This is a genomic window from Bradyrhizobium diversitatis, assembly GCF_016031635.1.
Taxonomy (GTDB): domain Bacteria; phylum Pseudomonadota; class Alphaproteobacteria; order Rhizobiales; family Xanthobacteraceae; genus Bradyrhizobium; species Bradyrhizobium diversitatis.
Genome location: NZ_JACEGD010000071.1, coordinates 1 through 17,578 on the forward strand (window position 1 = coordinate 1; position 17,578 = coordinate 17,578).

Sequence of the window (17,578 nt, forward strand, 5' to 3'; positions counted from 1 at the left end):
TGACCTGCCCCTAAGAATTTCCTCCAGAAGGATTTAGAGTCTGCCCTGACGAAGGACGGACAGATGAAGCGGAAGCGTTTTACGGAAGAGCAGATCATCGCGGTGCTGAAGGAGCACGAGGCCGGAGCCAAAACGGCCGATCTGGCCCGCAAGCACGGGATCTCCGAGGCGACGTTCTACAATTGGAAGGCCAAGTTTGGCGGCATGGATGTCTCCGAGGCCAGGCGGCTCAAGGCGCTCGAGGACGAGAATGCGAAGCTGAAGAAGCTCCTGGCCGAGCAGATGCTCGATGCGGCGGCGCTGCGGGAGCTGCTCTCAAAAAAATGGTAGGGCCCGCCGCCAAGCGCGCCGCGGTGGCGCATCTGCAGACCCTGATGGGGCTGTCGGAGCGGCGGGCCTGTTCGATCATCGGGGCGGACCGGACGATGGTCCGCTACCGGTCGCGCCGGCCGGCCGACAGCGGGCTTCGGACCCGCTTACGCGAGCTTGCCAATGAACGGCGGCGGTTCGGCTATCGGCGGCTATTCGTCCTGCTGAGGCGTGAAGGCGAGCCGTCCGGCCTCAACCGCATCCACCGGCTCTACCGGGAGGAAGGGCTTACGGTGCGCAAGCGACGCGCCCGTCGAAAGGCCATCGGGATGCGGGCTCCGATTCCGGTGGAAGCGAAACCGAATGCGCGCTGGTCGCTGGACTTCGTCTCTGACCAGTTCGCGGGCGGCCGGCGCTTCCGCATACTCAACATCGTCGACGATGTCACCAAGGAGTGTCTGGGCGCGATCCCGGACACCTCGATCTCGGGCCGGCGGGTGGCACGCGAGCTGACGGCCATCCTCGCCTGGCGCGGCAAACCGGGCTCGATCGTGTCCGACAACGGCACCGAGTTCACCTGCAATGCGATGCTGGCCTGGTGCCAGGACAACAGCATTGACTGGCACTTCATCGCGCCGGGCAAGCCGATCCAGAACGCCTTCATCGAAAGCTTCAACGGCAGGATGCGCGACGAGTTGCTGAACGAGACGCTGTTCTTTGGCATCGCCGAGGCACGGAGCAAGATTGCTGCATGGGTCGCCGACTACAATGGTGAGCGGCCTCACTCCTCGCTGAAATACCAGACCCCGGCGGCCTACGCTGCCACATTCACCGCAACGGGAGGCGGATTGGCAGACGGCTCGCTCCCCGAAGCGGCGTTTCGTTACTACCTCGCTCAGGGCCACCTGTTCCTCATCGAGTTTGCTCGCGCCTGCGCGCTCTCGGTCTACAAGTCGTCCAAACTTGCCGCGATACGTGAAGCAGGGGCCGGCCTCTCGGTCCTCCTTGATCTCGAGATGAACCTGCATGTGAAGCTCTGTGCCAGTTGGGGGCTGTCCCCGAGCGACCTTGAACAAAACCTCTCCGGCGGTCGAGATGCTGGCACACGTACGTGCTCGACGCAGGAATGCGCGGCGATCTGGTGGCGCTCAAGGGTGGCGCTTGCCCCCTGCGTGATCGCGTACGCGGAGATCGCAACGCGGCTCGATTTCCCCGACATCGCTTCACTTTGCGACGGCTGCTCGAATCGGCCCGGATCTTCCTAGCCCATTCGGCGGCTTTGCAGGAAGCAGTCCGTGCACCACGTGCCGAACTCACCTTATGACTTCGCTGCAGCGGTTTCGGAAAGCAATACTGCCGAGCGTTAGTGGAGGACCAGTCGCCGCCTAAGATCATTTTGCTCAATCCGCGGAGAGATCTTGACCCTGCGCCGACCTATGGGTCCCGAGGCGACGTCATTGAGAATTTGGCGCAGGTCGCTTTGAGCGGCCGAGATAGTCCACTGTCGCCGCTCGTCGGGCTTGACGATATAGATTGCATCGTCCGCGTACACCCTCAGGCTTCGACCGCTCCTGCACCGCCATCCCGCTGACCCAGTCACGTCGTCGCCGAAGAGGCGTGCTTCGAATAGGTCTGGGTCAACCATTGCGAAGTGGCCTAGCGGCCGAACCGGGCCGATTTCGATATCTAACCTGAGTGCAATTACGTTGCGGGAGACGCGCACTCCGCGACTGACGACAGTTCGTGCCGAACTGGTCTCGCGTAGCGCGGTGTCCAGCCAATGCGCCACCTCGCCGCCGTACTCGTGCAGCAGGTCGAGCGGCACCGCGCCGACCTCAATTTGGCGCTCCTCTCGCGAGTCAAGGAGGATTGGGCGCGTTCGCGCAAGCGCTCCGTCGAGGACACGTCTATCATGGCTGTCCAGCCCGTAGGCCTCCATCACGGCTTCGTCCGCCGCGGCAAGAGCTGGATCGTTGGGTCTGCCGGTAAGAGACCTGAAGATTTCGCCCATCCGCTTGAGTTGAGCAAATGGGATATGAAAGAGATCCGGGATGACGAGCGCCTCAAGGTCCACCTTCTCGATCTTCGGCTGCTTGAGGCCAGTGTTCGAGCCACCCAGCGTCAGCAGAAAAGCAACCGCCTTAGAGTTGAGGATGAGCGCAAGCGCTTCGGCCAGCAGACGGTCTCGGCCGGCGAAGGACACGCCGACGAAAGAATCTGTGTAGACTAGGTCGCGGTCCACAACAGCGGCCGAGTAGCGGCCCTTCTGCAGTGCCCGAGCGAAACCTGCCTCCGGACAAATTACGAGTGGCGCCGAGTAAATCCGGCGCTCCCTTGGCCGGTGCGCGTGCCTCATCTCGAAGGACGGCAAGCGAGCGGCCAGCCTAACTGGCCTGTATGACGCTGCATCAACGAACGGCAGGCCAACCAGGGAGCTCGCGTCGCCTTGGTCGCCGCCACCGATCTGCAGCCCTTGCTCTATCCTGATGTTGTGTGCGGCGCACCAGTTTCCGAGGCGCGAGAGCAAGGGCGCGGTTTGGAACCACTCGATAACTTCATACTCGCGCTCGTTGCCGAATACCGACGCTTTGAGGAGCACCGGGTCTGCGGAAACGGCCGCCGTTCGCGGCTGATGGAAGTCGTCGATCGAAAGAGTGAGAACGCCGGTCCGCCGAAAGTTTGGTGTCCAAGGCAGATTCGCCGTCGTGATCGTCTCGTCGCTAGATGGCGTTTGAGAGATGCCGCAGAATAGGAGCGCTGGTCCCGCGTTGCTCTTCTTTTTACTGTTAACTGTCGACGTGAGCGATGGAAACAAGCCCTCTGCCCGGAGTTGGGAGAGATTGATGAGCTTCACGTCGCCGAAGCTAGAAAATAGCAGGCGCCGCGCCTCAGTAGCGAGACGATCCTTGCTGAAGAATGGCGTCGCCTTCATCAGCAGCGCTATGCGGGCGCCGGACGCTGCAATCTGGCGCGCATGCCACAAGAACCCCCAATCTGGTGAGCGTCGCGGCTGCGCTACGTCGGTGAGCGCCGGGCGGCCTCCCGCTTTCGCGCCTGCGCCGGCGTATGTCCAGGGCGGGTTGCCTACCACGACATCGAAGCGGTGCTCCTCAAGCCCGCTCGCTTGGAAGAAGCTCGCGTTTACTAGATTGCGGCCGATAAGGTGATCGAACCGAAGCCAGCCTAAGTCTCCCTGGTGCAGGTCGGGATCGAGCTCAAGTGCCGCGAGATAGAGGCTGAAGGCTGCGACCTGTAGCGCGCCGGCGTTGATGTCGACGCCGAAAATCTGGTTGCGCAGGACGTCGCGCACAAGCTCGCGCGAACTGGGCTCTTTGCGCGTTCGGAGCCAGACGAGGCGCCGCATCGCCTCGACGAGGAAGACACCCGACCCGCACGCTGGGTCCAGGACCTTGGCCGAGCCAGGCAGGTCGCCCATCACCTGATCGAGCGCGAGATCGACGAGGTTAACTGGGGTATAATGCAGCCCCTGCGCGGCCGCGGAGTCGCCCGCGATTGAATGAGCGAACTGCTCGTAGATTGACGAGATGAGCTCGACTGGGATGTAGTCGAAGCGGAACGGGAAGGCGCTGAGCTGGCCCGTAACGGCCTCATGACCGTCAAGGAAGTCAGCGAGGGTAGCCAAGTGTTCAGCGCGCACATGTGCACGCTCATTCTCGACTTCTGGAGGGAATAGGTCGCCATTGAAGGTGCTGCGCAACCAATCAAAGAGGCCGGCCGCCGCATCTGGAGAGCGGAGCGTGTCGCTAAGGCCCGCGTGCCCGAAACGCCGCTCCAGGTCAACTTCCTGAAGAAGGCCCCGATCAATGAGGTATTGCGAAAAGATCGTGCGCCCGATCAGCTTCTGCGCGAGCAGGGGTTGCAGGCCGGCTCGCAAAAGCTTGCGTTCAACGGCAGTCAGCTCGCGCAAGAGCGTCGCGTCGATACGCTGCTGGCGGTCGATGCGGCGGGCAAAATTGGACGACCAGAACGCGCCGGTGTCGAAGGCGAGACGACCACAGGCGGTCACCAATTCAGATACATTCGACGGCGTGTCGGTTGCGAACTCGGCGATTACAACGTCGCTGAGGCGCCCTGATGGCCGGCGATAGCTGTCGAGGATTACCACCCGACCCGGCACATTGATCCACAGGAGGGGTGCCAATCCGACGTTCCATGCAACGCGGTGCCAACCGACCGCGGCCTGCTCCTCTAAGGGACCAACTCCCCCGTCCACGAAGAGCATGACTGGTGCGCCGCCTGCCTTGAAGAGGCCCTCGATCGCCAGCGGGAAGCGCGTCCTGTCGAAAAGAAACGCGTATCTCCCTGCTCTAGAATCAGAGTCGAGATTCGCCCCTGCTGTGATCATGCCCTCCACCGGCGCACCATCACGCAGAAAGCCTGCGCGGGTTAGCACGTCGAGGAGCGTTGGCGTGCTGCTCATGTGACCTTCGCTTCCAAGTATAGGACCTGCTCGGGGTATCTGGCAGCCAACCATTCGACAAAGAGGTTGCGTTCGGCACTGTCCATCTGTTCGACCTTGCGGCGGATTGTGGCGAAGCGCCGTTTGACGCGTTCCCGGTCCCTGAAGGTCGTGCCGGCCTTCGCCGGCTCGTGCAACGCTGCGGGCTCCGGAAAATTCGCCCAGAGCAACTCTTTGCGCCCGCCGCGGCGCCCGCCTGACCTGAACTCCATACATCGCCAACGGGCGAGCCGCTCGCAATACAGGTCGGTCGGCTGTCCTGAGATCAGGACTCGGCATCTCAAGTTTGCGAGCACCTCCAGCAGTTCGACATGATCATCTTTCCGATAGTCATACCGGTAGCGGTTGCGCCTGCCGCGCGTCTCATCGGGATATGGCGGATCCGCGTAAACCAGCTCCTGTCCCGTGAACTGGAACCGCTTCAGAAAGGCGGCAGCATCGCCGTGCACAAGTTCGCAGACCACTCTCCGCTCGCGCCAAGCCCGGATTACACGCTCGTCCGCGTCAATTCCTATCTGGCGCTCCACCGGCCGCTTAGCACGCATGACGGCTCCTCCGCCAAGGTGCGTCTCAATGTAAACGCTGTGAGTTGGCATCGCGCCAATCACACGCGTAAGGCAATTGCCCTTACCGCCAAGGTAAGCCATATCAAGACTATCGCACTTTTCGGCGAGGTGCGATAGCCTATTTGGGCTCCGACCATTCCAAGAGCAATGCCGCTGATGGCCATTCTACCCTCGCGCGTTCCAGGATGGCCTTGCTGACGAGGGAAAGGCCCGCTTGGTCATTCTGGCCACCGGCCGCCACGATGACGTCCCTGTTTCCCGTCGCCTGTAGGTCGAGCAGCCTCGACCGAAGCCCAAGACTGCCCAGCTGCCAGAGCCTTCGATCGACCAGAGAGCGGTCCCGGGTGGGCAAATTGAACATCACAATTGCTTTGGATGGTAGCTGTTCGAGCAGCGCCAGTTCCTCTTCCTGTATGGCGAACTGCATGCTGAACAGGGCCACGAGGATGTCGATCTGTAGATCCTCCGGCCTGACCTCGGCGGCTGAGGCGGCGACCCTCAGGCCGCGGCCCCTTAAGTAATCGACGGCCTCCGGGTCGATCTCCAGCCCCGACCAGGACTTGCAAGCTACATCGTCGGCCAATGGGAATTTGCCGCAACCGATCTCCAGCACCCGTGCACCATCTTGCATTGCTTGGATTGCGGCCGCGGCCACCCGGCGAATTCGCGAGCTATGCAGCAGCGGTCTCTCCTCAATCCGGCGCTCACGCCACCTGTTTACGGTCAACACCGCGTCTGGGGGGATCTCATCTGTGGGGGTAGGCAGATAGAGGACATCCATGAAACGGTAGCGCGTCGCGCCGGCGATCACTTCCTGCTCGGATCCTCCGCCGAGCAGGTCCTGGAATACGCCGCCGCCGATCTCGACGAACCGTTTCGCTGTCTTCTCGCCGGTATGGCCGATGACGGCGCGGTAGCGCTGTATCAGAGCCTCGACCTGCTCTCGTCGAGGTGCGAGGGCGTTGAGCGCCCCCGATTGAATAATGGTCATCGCCTCTTGGAGATCGTCAACGACGTGATCTGAGAGCCCAAAGACGAAGGGGTGAGTCCAGTCGTGTAGGTCTTCGCCGAACAGGTCGGTGATTTTGGACCTTCGGTAGTGCGTGTCTGGCGGCGACCAGGTGATTACGGGGATGCCGCGCTGGATGGCGAACATCATCTCGGCTCCGACACCGATCCCCTTCTCTCGCCTGGCATCGACCAGCACCACGTCGCTGATCGAAACAAGGTGCAGGTCGCAGCCGAAGTTTATCGCGAAATCCTGGCGGCGGATGTCCGCCTTCGAAGGATTGAGCAGTTCCACGGGCCTGCCGGCGTTCGCTCGAATGAACTCCTCGTCCTCTCTCGTCCAGAAGTGGTCTGGCGTGCGCGAGTCGCCCGCGCCCTTCTTTATGCTTCCTGACAGATAGATGCGCAGCGGGCGCATCATCCACCGACGGCATGCTGGATGGCTTCGACAAGCTTCTCGCCGCCCTCAATAGCGTCGGCAGCCATGCCAGGTAAGGCGAGCATGCCGCGCACGACGCTTTTCAGCGTCTGCAGCCTACTCTTTTTCTCTTCTCCAGACGCATTTGCCGTGTCCTCGACCGCCCGGACGGCCGCCGCCTTCTCGCCCTCGGCGATCTTGCTAGTGGCTAGTGCGCGCATGAATGCCTCAATGAGCGGGGTCAGCTCCTTGAAGCTCTGGTCGGCCTGTTGCTGAAGCGCTTTGACAGTGGACGCGACGATGTCGCGGCCCGCGACTCCGGCCATGGAGTTGCCCGTGCCCGATTGAGTGATTTTGGTGCTCATATCGATCTCCACTTTATTGACATTAATGACCGGCCCGCTTGGGCTCTGGAAGAGGTCCCTCATGGAGGCGGCGTGTTGCTGATCCGGCATGACGAGCCGAGTCTTGGCAAGTCCCCATTCTGGCCTAGCAACAGATAAGATCTTTGCCCCTACCAAATCCAGGGGGTCGCATCGTATGTATGCCGCGATCAACACATCGCGGGCTATGGCATCGTGGTGCTGATTGGCGAGCAGTCCCAAGTGATCGACTAGGGCCAAACGCACCCTGAGGCTAGGCTCGCTTTCGAACCAATCGATGGTCTCAACCCGCCGCTCGTGCAGTTCGAGGCTTGCCAGCCCCAGTGCTAGCCCCTCCCGAGCCACTTCCGACGTCTCATTCGATGCGTCCATTTTCTCGGTAAGGAAATCGAGATTGCTGCGCGCAGCAACGGCGTCCTTCGTCATCAGCCGATATAGCCAACGCCGGACATTGGGAAAAGCAAGCAGCTCGTCTGGGCGCCGCAGTAGGTGGCGGAAAGAGCCCTCCGGGTGCCGGTGCTCAGCCCAAATGCTGTATTCTACCACCTCTACATCGCTATCGCTGACGGAATTACGGACTAGGTCGAGGTCCCCGAAGCGCTGGTCTATGGTTCGGGGATTGTCAGGCGCATAGCCGCATAGCAGGCACAGCCACTTGCGGGCGAGCGGCTCGCGCTCCCAGGCCCTGAGGTCGAGTTCGTCTCTCGCCGGCTCGCCTCGCGCGTACAGCTTGGCGGCCAGCTCAAGGGATGTCCCTTTGTAGTCACTAAGGCGACGGATCAAATTCGACTTACGCACTTCGTCAGCAAGGCCCGAAAAAGCCGCCGAGGCCCAGCCTCGGTTTTCCGCGTCAGTCTCAGTGCCGAGAAGAGCCTTCTCGAGTTGATCGAGGTGCCTATTGTCCTTGAGCAATGCGACGAGCTTGTAGGACCAGCGCCGGATGCGGATTTCGGGGGAGATTAGGTGTGCAGCCAGGCTCGCGTTCAGAAAGGTATAGTCTAAAAAGGCCTGGCCGCCTTCGAGGATTTCGCAGGCACGCTGTAGGCCGGCCTTTACGTGCTCAGGATTCTGTGACTCGAGCATCATGTCGATGACGTGCGCTGTCTCGGCCGTAGCCGGCGCTCTCCTCGGCTTTCTGGCCATCAGCTTTGCGTGGCTGAGGGGATAAGCCCCAGCGCCCTCTCTACCTCGGCGAAGACCTCTGCCGGTGACCGCGAGGCATCGAGGTTTACCCGCTTAACTCTATCCGGCAATAAACTGAGCAGCGGGTACTGCACCATCTCGTACTCCCGGTCACGGAGCAGGATCCGCGCGTCGTCGTCCTCCCTGCCTCTCAATTGAAGACGGGGGTGGCTGACGTCTACGGGGCAGCCCAATACAAGCGCGTAGACATCACGCGATGAGGGCAGCGAGCGCACTAGCTCGTCGAAAGCTGGCCCCGAGATCAGGGCGCGCGGGTAGCCGTCGACAACGACTCTACACGTTTCGCGGATCCGCGCGTCCAGCCATGAATATAACCGTGGGTTCGTCACTGTACGGCCGGTTGCTCTAGCTCGTTCCATCTCCTCAGGGTCGATTCCGATTTCGAAGGACCGCAGCGTCCCGGAGCATTGCGCCGAGCGCGAGGTGCGTGAACGCGTGCCTTGCGCCCAGTTCGTCTCCCAACGTAGACTTGCCAGCACCAGGCCGTCCGAAAAGTGTGATTAGCGTCAGACGCCGCTCCCCTTAGCCATTCCAGTGCACCAATAGCGCTACTACGTTCAACGAACGGGTCAACTGTTGCTGCTGACGCCGCACAAGAATAATGGCCCTATTGATGCGGTTGAAAGGCCTATTGTAGGTCCGCGGTCTGCGTCTGACCCGAATTGACCTGGAGTGAGGTTGCACGAGCGCGTCGCTGTTGAGGGCAAGCACCTCCTGGCACAGGATTGTACGCACGCGCCCGAGCTTCCCTACTTAATGCCGGCTCAGGCGAATGACATTTTCCGAGCTCTTCGGCTCGCAATAGCCGGCCCATGCGTCCATGAGCTTGCGGCGCTCCTCCAGCGCGTCACCGCGGCGGTAGGCTTGTTCGGCTTTGTCGCCAATGACGTGCGCTAGGGCGGTCTCGATGATCTCACGGGGGAAGCTGGATACGTTTCCGGCCCAATCCAGCTCATTCGCTCCAAACCGGCCACGCTCGCCGGCGAGATCATCTCCGAAGACCCGTGCGACATCGCGCCTGGTGATCTGGGTTATAGGCGGGTCCTTGGCTTCCACCACCTTTCGGCCGCCTCGTCGAGAGAAACGTCGCCACGATGAACCGCAAACTTCAAAGCTAACTGCGCCAAGTCCATCTCGCTGAGGTTGGCAAGCGCCGAGTCGATACGTTGGCGCTTTGAAAGACCTTCACCGACGGGAACAACCAAGCCCGCGATTTCAAGCGGAGCCTCGCTAAGTTCCGTGTGGTCATTGGCTGCAATACATCGGCGATCAAGATGCGAAGGTTGATGGCCATTGAAAATATTCGAGCAAGCCGGCTTCAGGCCTTTGGAATCGCCCGCACTTTATAACGTTCAGATCGCAAATTCAGCCGGAATGCAACTCTATTCAAGCGAGCCTTGGAAGTGAAAACGAGAGAGGCGGCCGAGCAGGCGGAAAGGAACGACGCATGAAACAGGTGCTGGTCGTCGGACTACGGATCTCCTGATGGGTGAGACTGGTCCGAGCACGGCGATGCTTGCGGCGATGACCCGGTCAGCTCAGGGCGTCGGGGGACGGCCGCCTAACGGGCCGAACAAAGATGTCGCTGTCGATCGGGTGGACCCATAGCACGCGGAAGCCACGCCAATCGACTTCCTGCATGGTCGTCCAGCTCTCCCAGGGAGCTAACAGGAGGAAGAACAATGCTTTCTTCAAGGCGCTCGGGAAGCGCCCTTTGTGCGGTTCGGTCCGCCTTAGGTTCTGGCTCAGGTCCATGAAGGGCCGGAACCGCGCGGCTTCTCCGGCTCCTGCTCCGAAGGCCCAGGCTTCGCAACGCGGTCGAGAGCGCGAAGTTCGGCTCCTTCTTGCCGGCATTCGTGTAGCCGTCGCGGCAGGTCTCGCGCAGCCGCACGAAGCATGCGCGAGAATCGAGAATATTGTCAGGCTCCGGCGGACGTAGCCGCTTCGCGACCATCTCGGCTTTACGCGACTGCCGGACCCGCCGCCGCCGCTCCGGCCGCCCCCGCTGCTCCCTGGCGACGAGTAGATGGGAGGAGTAGGACGGCGACGACTACGAACTGTAGCTGTAGCCGCGGCGACCCCAACTGCCACGGCACGCAGGGCAGTTCGCCGCAGCCGGGCTGAGCGATGGCCTTCTACTGGTGCTGTGCATCTGAGCCATATTCCACCATTCTCCATCAATTGGTTGATAGGTTCGCGATTCTAAGTCGCGAGAGCGCCAGGCTCTTCAGCCTTCTTCTTACGAGTGTGCGGTTTGGCGGCCGCGAGCGGCTGCTTCCGAAGTTCTGTCGATTCCGTGCTGAGCAGCAGCTGGCGCGCGTAGATGCGGGATGCCTCCTCAACGGCCGACCGGGTTGAGAAAATTGCCAGATAGGCTGCGTGCAGGAAGGCGATCACAAAGACGGGCAGCAGATCAAGCGGGCCTGCTTGAAGCCACAGGTAGGCGGCGCTGCCTATGACGATCAGGACGTTCAGGACCAAAGCCGGCCACTTGAGCGCAAACAGATTGCGCCGGTAGCCATAAGTGATGTTTTCGTTGAACAGAATGTCGAACTTCTTCTTGCTGCGCGTATTCTCGCGCAGCCAATTGCCGGCTCGCCTGTAAAAATCGTCCGCGGTTTCAGGCACGGCGGCTTCCTGTTCTGCTGTTGGCGCTGGCTCGGCCAGCTTTTCGGCCAGGAACGCATGCATCCTGGCTTTGGTCGCTGCGTCAAACGTCATATCGCGATGCCGCAGCATCGTGACGCTTGGCAGGCCGCCCATCCGCTCGATTAGGCGCGGCTCTATGGCCTTTCCTCTCCTTCTGGCGATATCGGCGAACACCATCAGCAGTACGGTCAGCGCGGTGCCGGCGATCGCCTGCACTAGCTTGATCTCCTTGCCGGCAATAACCGCCCAAGCGAGCGCAATTGCCGGAGCCGCTGCAATGATCGCCGGAAACAGGCGCGCGAAGAGCGTATACCTGTCGAACTTCGGCAAGAACCTATTCATCATCCACATCCGGCTTGAATGGGATAACATACGCGTTTGCAACGCCGGCCCGGCGGTCGTAGCCGCGCACGAAGTTGATCCATCCCTTGTGTGTCGCCGTGACCTCATATCCGCGCCGCGTGAACGCGTTGGCGACCTTGGTGCGGGGATAGATTTCCTCGTTCTTGCCAACGGATGCGACGGCGTATCCCTGGTTATCGGCCGGGTACGGGCCGAGCCAGCGATTGAGGACCGACGGCGTTACGTTACGGCGGCTACCGTGGTGAGGGATCTGGGCTAACGTCGGCTGGATCAGCAAGCTGATCTGCTCAGCGTAGTCGGCCGCCTCAGCCAGGCCTTCAGGCCCCACGTCTGCGGTCAACAGGACACGCTCATTGCCGAAGGAAGCCCACTGGACGACCGAGGTCTCGTTCGATGCAGATGTGGCCGGTGGGTTTTCGTCCAAGGTTTCATAATCGAGGCGCTCTAGCACCTTTCCCGCCACGTCGGCCGCAGCCTTGAAGAGAGAGCCGAGAAGTCCCTTGGATTCGCTCGCATACGACTGCGGTGTCTTGTCGAGATCGGGAATCAGCTTGATGTATCGCTCGCGGCTCGGGGCAAGCACAGTGAACGGACCGATCTGCGCTCCCTGAAGGGGAGCCCTGATGGTGATGCCGCGCGTGGCCGCAATCTTTTCCATCTCGACAAGGTAGGGGTGCATCTCGCGCATCTTCTTGATCAGCCCCTCGCGCGTGTACGCGCCGTGGAAACTGTCGATCACGTCATCGACGTAGTCCCAGGGGCGGTTCATCCAGAGGTCGAAGAACGTGAAATCCTCATGTTCGAGCACCTTGATCAAGCCACACGCGTGATCGTTGTCGGCATGCGATAGCACGACATTGGCGATCTTCGCCTTCTCCGCGTAGTGCTGCTTGATGTGAGTGATGATCTGATCCCCGGTGTCTGTAAAACCACCGTCGATCAGATTAAGGCTGAAGTTTCCGTTCTTGGTCTCGCCATACTTCACAATGATGGCGTCGCCATTGCTGTCGCCGGCGCGAAGAAAATCAATCTCGAAAGGCAAGGCACACTCCTTCGTTCGGCCGCCCCTTAGGGGGGCGGTCGTCAGCCCGATATTCGCAGACGGGAAAAACTCGGGCGAGTATTCCGATGGTCGTGCGGGATAGGCACGCAGGACAATCACGTTAAGCCGAAGCAGAAGACAAACTGGTCAATTTAGGTCGGACACTCTTTTAATGCGAGCAGATTGTCGTTCCAAATCCGGTCTGCATGGGTCTGGATGAACTTCCGACCCGTCGGGCTCGTTCGCACGGCGACCCAAGCCCTCGAATGACCTTCTGCGTGTGGAACCTGTGCTGCTTCTTCTCGATAAATCGAACGACGTTCTCTACGGGTCCTGCCATCTCCCTCCGTCGGGCTTGGGCCCACCCGCATCTGTGATGTGCTCATGTGGGCTCATGCGATTCGGTTTGTGAACGCAATCAATGCGGTAGTCGGCCATTGTCTTACTTTTCCTCAGACATTTTGGAAGGCGAATGACCGCGCAAAACGGGTCGCGTGCTGCCAGGAAGGTCTGGAGTGCGGCTGCTCTGCTCGCCTTCGCGGACCTTCAATCGCAACAAGGATTATCAAGCCCGCGTAGCAGTCTTCGGTATCCTTTCATGGAAAGTAGCCTGAACCTGACGTCATGGCGACGATCTCATCGGTTTGGGCCTATCCAGTGCGATCAACTCGAACGGAAACAGATGGTAAGAACAACGATTTCAACATCGCTGCCGCTTTAGCGGTCGTGCCACGCAAGCCACTGTCAATGGATTCGATACTCCGCGACTCCGCGCCCGCCTGCTCACGTTTGAATCAGTAGCACGCGCAGGATGCAGTTTTTCGGCGTCTTCGTGCCGGTCTCCGCTGGCATCCGTATCAAAAGTTCAATGCGAAATGTTGATCCGGAGCATGGGATGATGTCAAATGCCGAGCCGGCACTCTACGTCGTGCGGTCGCCACACCTATTGGCAGCAATGACGAGGGTAGTTGCAGCATTAAATTCCATGCCGCCCTAACCGTTTCGGCTGGCATGGGCCAGGTTGCGCCACATAGGCCGCTGCGACGCGCGCCAGCCTGCGTGCGATTTGGTCAAGCTGCGATTGCACCGAACTCGAAGCGTCGGTTGTCCGTTCGACCCGTCGCTTTACTGGGGGAGAAATCGAGCAAACGGTACAGGTTGGCTTGCGAGGTTGAAACAACCGTTGGTAAATGGCCGCCGGCTTGCTTACACGGCGGTGAAAACATATGGCTCGATCCTGCATCATTGCTCTGGGTGCCGTAGCCCTCATAACATTGCTTCCATCTTCGGGGCCGAGAGCGCAGCAGCAAATTCGGCCGGCGCAGGTTGACGGCCAGAACCCGACCGTGCCGCAATCGACATCTCCTGAGCCGCGACCGGATCCTTCTCAAAAGCTCACGGCTCCCTCGACGGACGCTAGCTCTCCTGCGAGCGCTCAGACCGGTCCGAGCGATCCTCAGAAGCAATGTGTGAAACCGGATGAGTTCATCATAGAGCTGCGATCGGGTCGAAATCCGGTAGGTGCGCCTATCGTGTTGGCCACGAATTTTTTGCCAACGAACCAGCGCGTCGACGTCGGCGTGCGTGCACCGTTCGTCGATGGCGTCCGTTATTTCGCCGGCATCGACTACGGGGACGAAACCTATCTATTCAAGCGACAGGATGGTCACGCACCGTGCAACGGACTCGGATTCACTGGTGAAGAAGCATCTGCTCGATCCCGACCAGACCATCGTCACATTGAACATGGGTGACGATCTGGCTTGGTTCTGGAGCAGGGTCAATCTTTACCTCTACACCTGCAACAGCCCGGTCGGTCAGTCCCCTTGGCGCGTCTCGTCCGTAAGTGTCCGCCTCAGTCCCTACTGGTTCAGTATTGGTGCCGCCCTTGTCGGGGTGCTGGTTCTCTACCTCTGGATGGCGTTCGCGCTCCGCAAGAAGGATCACACCTTTGAATCGTTCCTGCGCGCGTTGAACCCCGCACAGGTCTCGGCGGGGGCGGACGGAAAGGGAAGCCTGTCGACGTTCCAAACACTGGCCTTCTCCCTGGCCGTTGCCGCTCTGATCTCGCTGCTGTTGCTTCAGACAGGAACGCTGGTCGATCTCTCCGGATCGATCCTGACGCTCCTGGGCATCAGCGGCATCGGCGCCACGATCGCCAAGGGAACCGATAGCCAGCGCAACACGCTGTCGCCGGAAAACCGGGCATGGCTGCTTCGACGCAACTGGCTTCCGATGGCCAGGACGATCCTCGATCCGTCAAACGCAAGCTGGCGTGACTTTTTCTCCACGGACGGCGTCTTCGACGTATATCGCTATCAGAGCTTCATTTTCGGGCTGGTCGTGATCGGAGGCTTGATCGCGGCAGGCGTGAATCAGCTTTCCACCTTCGTTGTCCCAGACACCATCCTGGGAATCGTAGGACTTAGCCAAGTCGTCTACATCGGCGGCAAGCTGGTGACACCAACCAACATTTCCGATCTGAATGCCGCAATCGCGGGGCTGCGTTTCGATGAACAAAAACTGAAGGCCGCTGCCGTGGCGGCCAAGCAGGGCCAGGTGGCGAGCCTGGCGGAAGCGATCCCTCTTGTCGGACAAAGTACCTGTGACGCGTACCGTCAGAAGGCCAGGGACGTCGCGGCAATCTTCACCGACACGACCGGTATAGTCGTTGCCGACGCATCGCTCGACCCTGTCGTGATGTAATAAAGGAGACCGACATGGCTAAAAATATCCTGGTGTTCGCCGACGGCACAGGTAACGAGGGCGGTCTCCTGCCGGACGAGAGCCGGACGAATGTCTACAAGCTCTATCGGGCAACCCGGACTGGACCAGAATCTATCATTGACCCGAAGAAGCAGCTGGCGCTCTACATCCCCGGCATTGGCACGCCTGTGCCCCGACACGACAATGGCTGGGGCCGGATAAAAGAGGCGGTCCAACAGATGTTTGGGTTCGGCATCACGCAGAAAATAATAGATTGCTACGTTGCGATCATCGGCGTCTGGGAACCGGAAGACCGCATTTACCTATTGGGATTCAGCCGTTGTGCCTACACGGCCAGGTGTCTTGCGCACGTGCTCGAGCTGTGCGGCATTCCGACAAAGGAGCGCAATGGCGAGCCGATCAGCCTCGCTCCGACATCGTTGAGAAAGGTCGCCAAGGAGGCGGTCTCTTGCATCTATTGGCTTGGCATGCCCAGGGACGCCGCACAGGCCGAAAAAAGAGCGGAGCAATTTCGCGATGCGTATCATTCCCAGGTCGGGCGAGCCGCAGGGGCTTCCGCCTACTTCATCGGGATTTGGGATGCCGTCGCTGCAATCGGCTGGCAACGTTTCTTCCCTGACTGGACTTATGATCGCCATTTCCCGTCAGACATCCAATACGCGCGTCATCTGCAATCAATCGATGAAGGGCGAAAGGATTTCAAGCGGGTACCCTGGGGAGGGAGTGGCACGGTCAAATGGCCGGATAGGCAGGGCGAACCGGAGCAATTCGACCAGATCTGGTTCGCCGGAAATCATTCCGACGTCGGCGGAAGCTATCCCGAGAACGAATCCCGTCTCTCGGATATTACACTCAACTGGATGGTGGAGTTCATCACGGCGAAGATTCCAGATGCAGGCCGCGTCATGGTCGACATGGACCTGCTAAGGCTATATCCGTCGGCCGACGGTATGATGCATGACGAGTGCATGGTGGGGATGGGCGGCACGGCATTCAAATGGGCAAGGGCAGTTCGGGAGGTGCCCGATACGGCACAACTTCATTCCACCGTGTACGAGCGGCTGGCGATCAAATCGGTGCGCAATTTCACGAGCTTCGCACCCTACAGACCTGTTGCGTTGCAGAACCATCTCAAAGCAAAAACGTATTACTAAGCCAACACCAGCAGAGGCGACGACACGGCCGCATCCAGCCCCGGGGATGCGCCAAGTTCTGCGGGGAGCGGTGCCATTTCGACTTGATTGGACCGCTGCCCCCATTCCGGATGGCAATCGGCTATATGCGATGGTCGGCTTGGAGACCTTCTACACCGAAGAGCCACAAAGATATCGCGGAGTTTCTGAGCGAGGTCGCTGTCAGGCAGCGGCAGGCAAGGCTCGCCAGGACGCGCGAACTTCTCATCCCGACCGAGTGCGCTCCGGGGCGGCTTGCAACAACGCAACCGCTCCTGCCGGACTCGTCCGATCATCGGCCGATTGAGCAACTTGAGAAGTTAGCGGATGTAGCAGGTGTGCATGACGTATCGGGATCAACCAATACGCAGGTTCTCTGCGGACATCTTGCCCGAGCTGCCTGTCTTGAGTTCGAAGCTGATCCGGGCCCCTTCAGCAAGCCCGGTGTAGCCGGCCTTCTCCACCGCCCTGATGTGCACGAATACGTTCGATCCTCCATCATCGGGCTTGATAAAACCGTAACCCTTCGTCGCGTTGAACCACTTGACGATACCAGTCGACACTACAATATCTCCAGTTCAAAACGACCGCGACGTATCTATACTTTCCGGGAGCATCAAGATCATGTTCGATTGCCCGCACGCGATCTTGCCGCCGCGCCATAAAGTGACGATCGCTTGGCAGAAGGGTTAGGCCGACCGACCTTCGCGCTCCAAGTGGGCCAGTATTGCCGCCTGTTCCACCGAAGCAAGAAAGGCCCGGCCGTCTTCCATAATGATCCAATGGCCGGATTCTCGCGCAACCAGGTTCTGCCTGAAAATATCGAGATCTTGCGCCCGCTCGGCCAATCGCTTCATACGAGTCGTCCATTCCGGACAACTGGTGTAGAACACCGCCAGGTAATTCTTCAGGACAGCAAGAACTGGCTTGGCCCTTCGGTTGGCCGGGGAGAATCTTAAGTAGTCGTCCGTTAAGAAGCCGAATTGAGCGGGGCCGGACAGGCGCGCGTGCGCCAGAGCTGGATCAGGAACAGGCACAAGAGTTCTCTGATCCAGGCGAGGATGCGGCGGAAGTTGTGGCCGACGGCTGAGAGGATGACGTTGGCCGCATCGCCGGCGCGGCCTTTGAGGTAGCAGCGGCCGAGGTGGCCATCGGTCTTCAGGTGTCCGATGATGGGTTCGATGGCGGAACGGCGGCGCAGCTCGCGCTTGATGACACCGAAGACGCCGCGCTTCTGGCCAGAGATGAAGATTCGGCG

The 17,578-nt window shown here is 60.2% G+C and carries 11 protein-coding genes and 3 pseudogenes; 3 read left to right on the top strand and 11 right to left on the bottom strand.

Going from position 1 to position 17,578, the window contains the following annotated elements; genetic code table 11:
* The first annotated feature begins 63 nt into the window (after nucleotides 1-63).
* Nucleotides 64-1,574: pseudogene (locus H1B27_RS38430) on the top strand (IS3 family transposase).
* A gap of 98 nt (nucleotides 1,575-1,672) precedes the next feature.
* On the opposite strand, the gene H1B27_RS38440 reads toward H1B27_RS38430, so the two are convergent.
* The 8 genes and pseudogenes from H1B27_RS38440 to H1B27_RS41145 all read right to left on the bottom strand — a co-directional run bounded on the left by H1B27_RS38440 (nucleotide 1,673) and on the right by H1B27_RS41145 (nucleotide 12,859).
* On the bottom strand, nucleotides 1,673-4,750 hold the full coding sequence (locus H1B27_RS38440; RefSeq protein ID WP_197969606.1) for an N-6 DNA methylase: 3,078 nt from the start codon (nucleotides 4,748-4,750) through the stop codon (nucleotides 1,673-1,675).
* Nucleotides 4,747-5,334, bottom strand: a complete 588-nt coding sequence (locus H1B27_RS38445; protein WP_197969607.1) for a DNA adenine methylase — start codon at nucleotides 5,332-5,334, stop codon at nucleotides 4,747-4,749. The genes H1B27_RS38440 and H1B27_RS38445 overlap by 4 nt, the downstream gene beginning before the upstream one ends.
* Before the next feature lie 139 nt (nucleotides 5,335-5,473).
* On the bottom strand, nucleotides 5,474-6,784 hold the full coding sequence (locus H1B27_RS38450) for a class I SAM-dependent methyltransferase (protein WP_197969608.1): 1,311 nt from the start codon (nucleotides 6,782-6,784) through the stop codon (nucleotides 5,474-5,476).
* Nucleotides 6,781-8,307, bottom strand: coding sequence for a hypothetical protein (locus H1B27_RS38455; protein ID WP_197969609.1), 1,527 nt, complete (start codon nucleotides 8,305-8,307; stop codon nucleotides 6,781-6,783). Before H1B27_RS38455 ends, H1B27_RS38450 begins: the two co-directional genes overlap by 4 nt.
* An 813-nt stretch (nucleotides 8,308-9,120) precedes the next feature.
* A pseudogene (locus H1B27_RS38460) lies at nucleotides 9,121-9,318 on the bottom strand (integrase); the annotation flags it as partial.
* A 1,251-nt stretch (nucleotides 9,319-10,569) separates the two neighbouring features.
* Nucleotides 10,570-11,346, bottom strand: a complete 777-nt coding sequence (locus tag H1B27_RS38465; protein WP_246516047.1) for a hypothetical protein — start codon at nucleotides 11,344-11,346, stop codon at nucleotides 10,570-10,572.
* 4 nt (nucleotides 11,347-11,350) lie between these two features.
* A complete protein-coding gene (locus H1B27_RS38470) occupies nucleotides 11,351-12,421 on the bottom strand; it encodes an MBL fold metallo-hydrolase (protein WP_197969610.1) in 1,071 nt (356 codons plus the stop codon).
* A gap of 152 nt (nucleotides 12,422-12,573) precedes the next feature.
* A pseudogene (locus H1B27_RS41145) lies at nucleotides 12,574-12,859 on the bottom strand (DUF3892 domain-containing protein).
* A 1,260-nt stretch (nucleotides 12,860-14,119) separates the two neighbouring features.
* Between H1B27_RS41145 and H1B27_RS38480 the strand changes: the two are divergent.
* Together H1B27_RS38480 and H1B27_RS38485 are read left to right on the top strand one after the other, a co-directional pair.
* Complete coding sequence (locus H1B27_RS38480) at nucleotides 14,120-15,127, top strand: hypothetical protein (protein WP_197969611.1); 1,008 nt, start codon at nucleotides 14,120-14,122, stop codon at nucleotides 15,125-15,127.
* 14 nt (nucleotides 15,128-15,141) lie between these two features.
* On the top strand, nucleotides 15,142-16,302 hold the full coding sequence (locus tag H1B27_RS38485) for a phospholipase effector Tle1 domain-containing protein (RefSeq protein ID WP_197969612.1): 1,161 nt from the start codon (nucleotides 15,142-15,144) through the stop codon (nucleotides 16,300-16,302).
* A 374-nt stretch (nucleotides 16,303-16,676) separates the two neighbouring features.
* On the opposite strand, the gene H1B27_RS38490 is transcribed toward H1B27_RS38485, so the two are convergent.
* The 3 genes from H1B27_RS38490 to H1B27_RS38500 all read right to left on the bottom strand — a co-directional run.
* The gene (locus H1B27_RS38490; protein WP_197969613.1) at nucleotides 16,677-16,883 is read right to left on the bottom strand and encodes a cold-shock protein; all 207 of its coding nucleotides are present in this window, start codon (nucleotides 16,881-16,883) and stop codon (nucleotides 16,677-16,679) included.
* 126 nt (nucleotides 16,884-17,009) lie between these two features.
* The gene (locus tag H1B27_RS38495) at nucleotides 17,010-17,177 is read right to left on the bottom strand and encodes a hypothetical protein (RefSeq protein ID WP_197969614.1); all 168 of its coding nucleotides are present in this window, start codon (nucleotides 17,175-17,177) and stop codon (nucleotides 17,010-17,012) included.
* A 113-nt stretch (nucleotides 17,178-17,290) separates the two neighbouring features.
* Nucleotides 17,291-17,578 (bottom strand): transposase (locus tag H1B27_RS38500; protein ID WP_197967352.1); only part of this gene is annotated, 288 nt, incomplete at its 5' end.

What these genes read in the sequence shown, in the direction of transcription:
- H1B27_RS38440 (WP_197969606.1), bottom strand. Translation starts at nt 4,750, where the DNA reads ATGAGCAGCACGCCAACGCTCCTCGACGTGCTAACCCGCGCAGGCTTT.
- H1B27_RS38445 (WP_197969607.1), bottom strand. Translation starts at nt 5,334, where the DNA reads ATGCGTGCTAAGCGGCCGGTGGAGCGCCAGATAGGAATTGACGCGGAC.
- H1B27_RS38450 (WP_197969608.1), bottom strand. Translation starts at nt 6,784, where the DNA reads ATGATGCGCCCGCTGCGCATCTATCTGTCAGGAAGCATAAAGAAGGGC.
- H1B27_RS38455 (WP_197969609.1), bottom strand. Translation starts at nt 8,307, where the DNA reads ATGGCCAGAAAGCCGAGGAGAGCGCCGGCTACGGCCGAGACAGCGCAC.
- H1B27_RS38485 (WP_197969612.1), top strand. Translation starts at nt 15,142, where the DNA reads ATGGCTAAAAATATCCTGGTGTTCGCCGACGGCACAGGTAACGAGGGC.
- H1B27_RS38495 (WP_197969614.1), bottom strand. Translation starts at nt 17,177, where the DNA reads ATGAAGCGATTGGCCGAGCGGGCGCAAGATCTCGATATTTTCAGGCAG.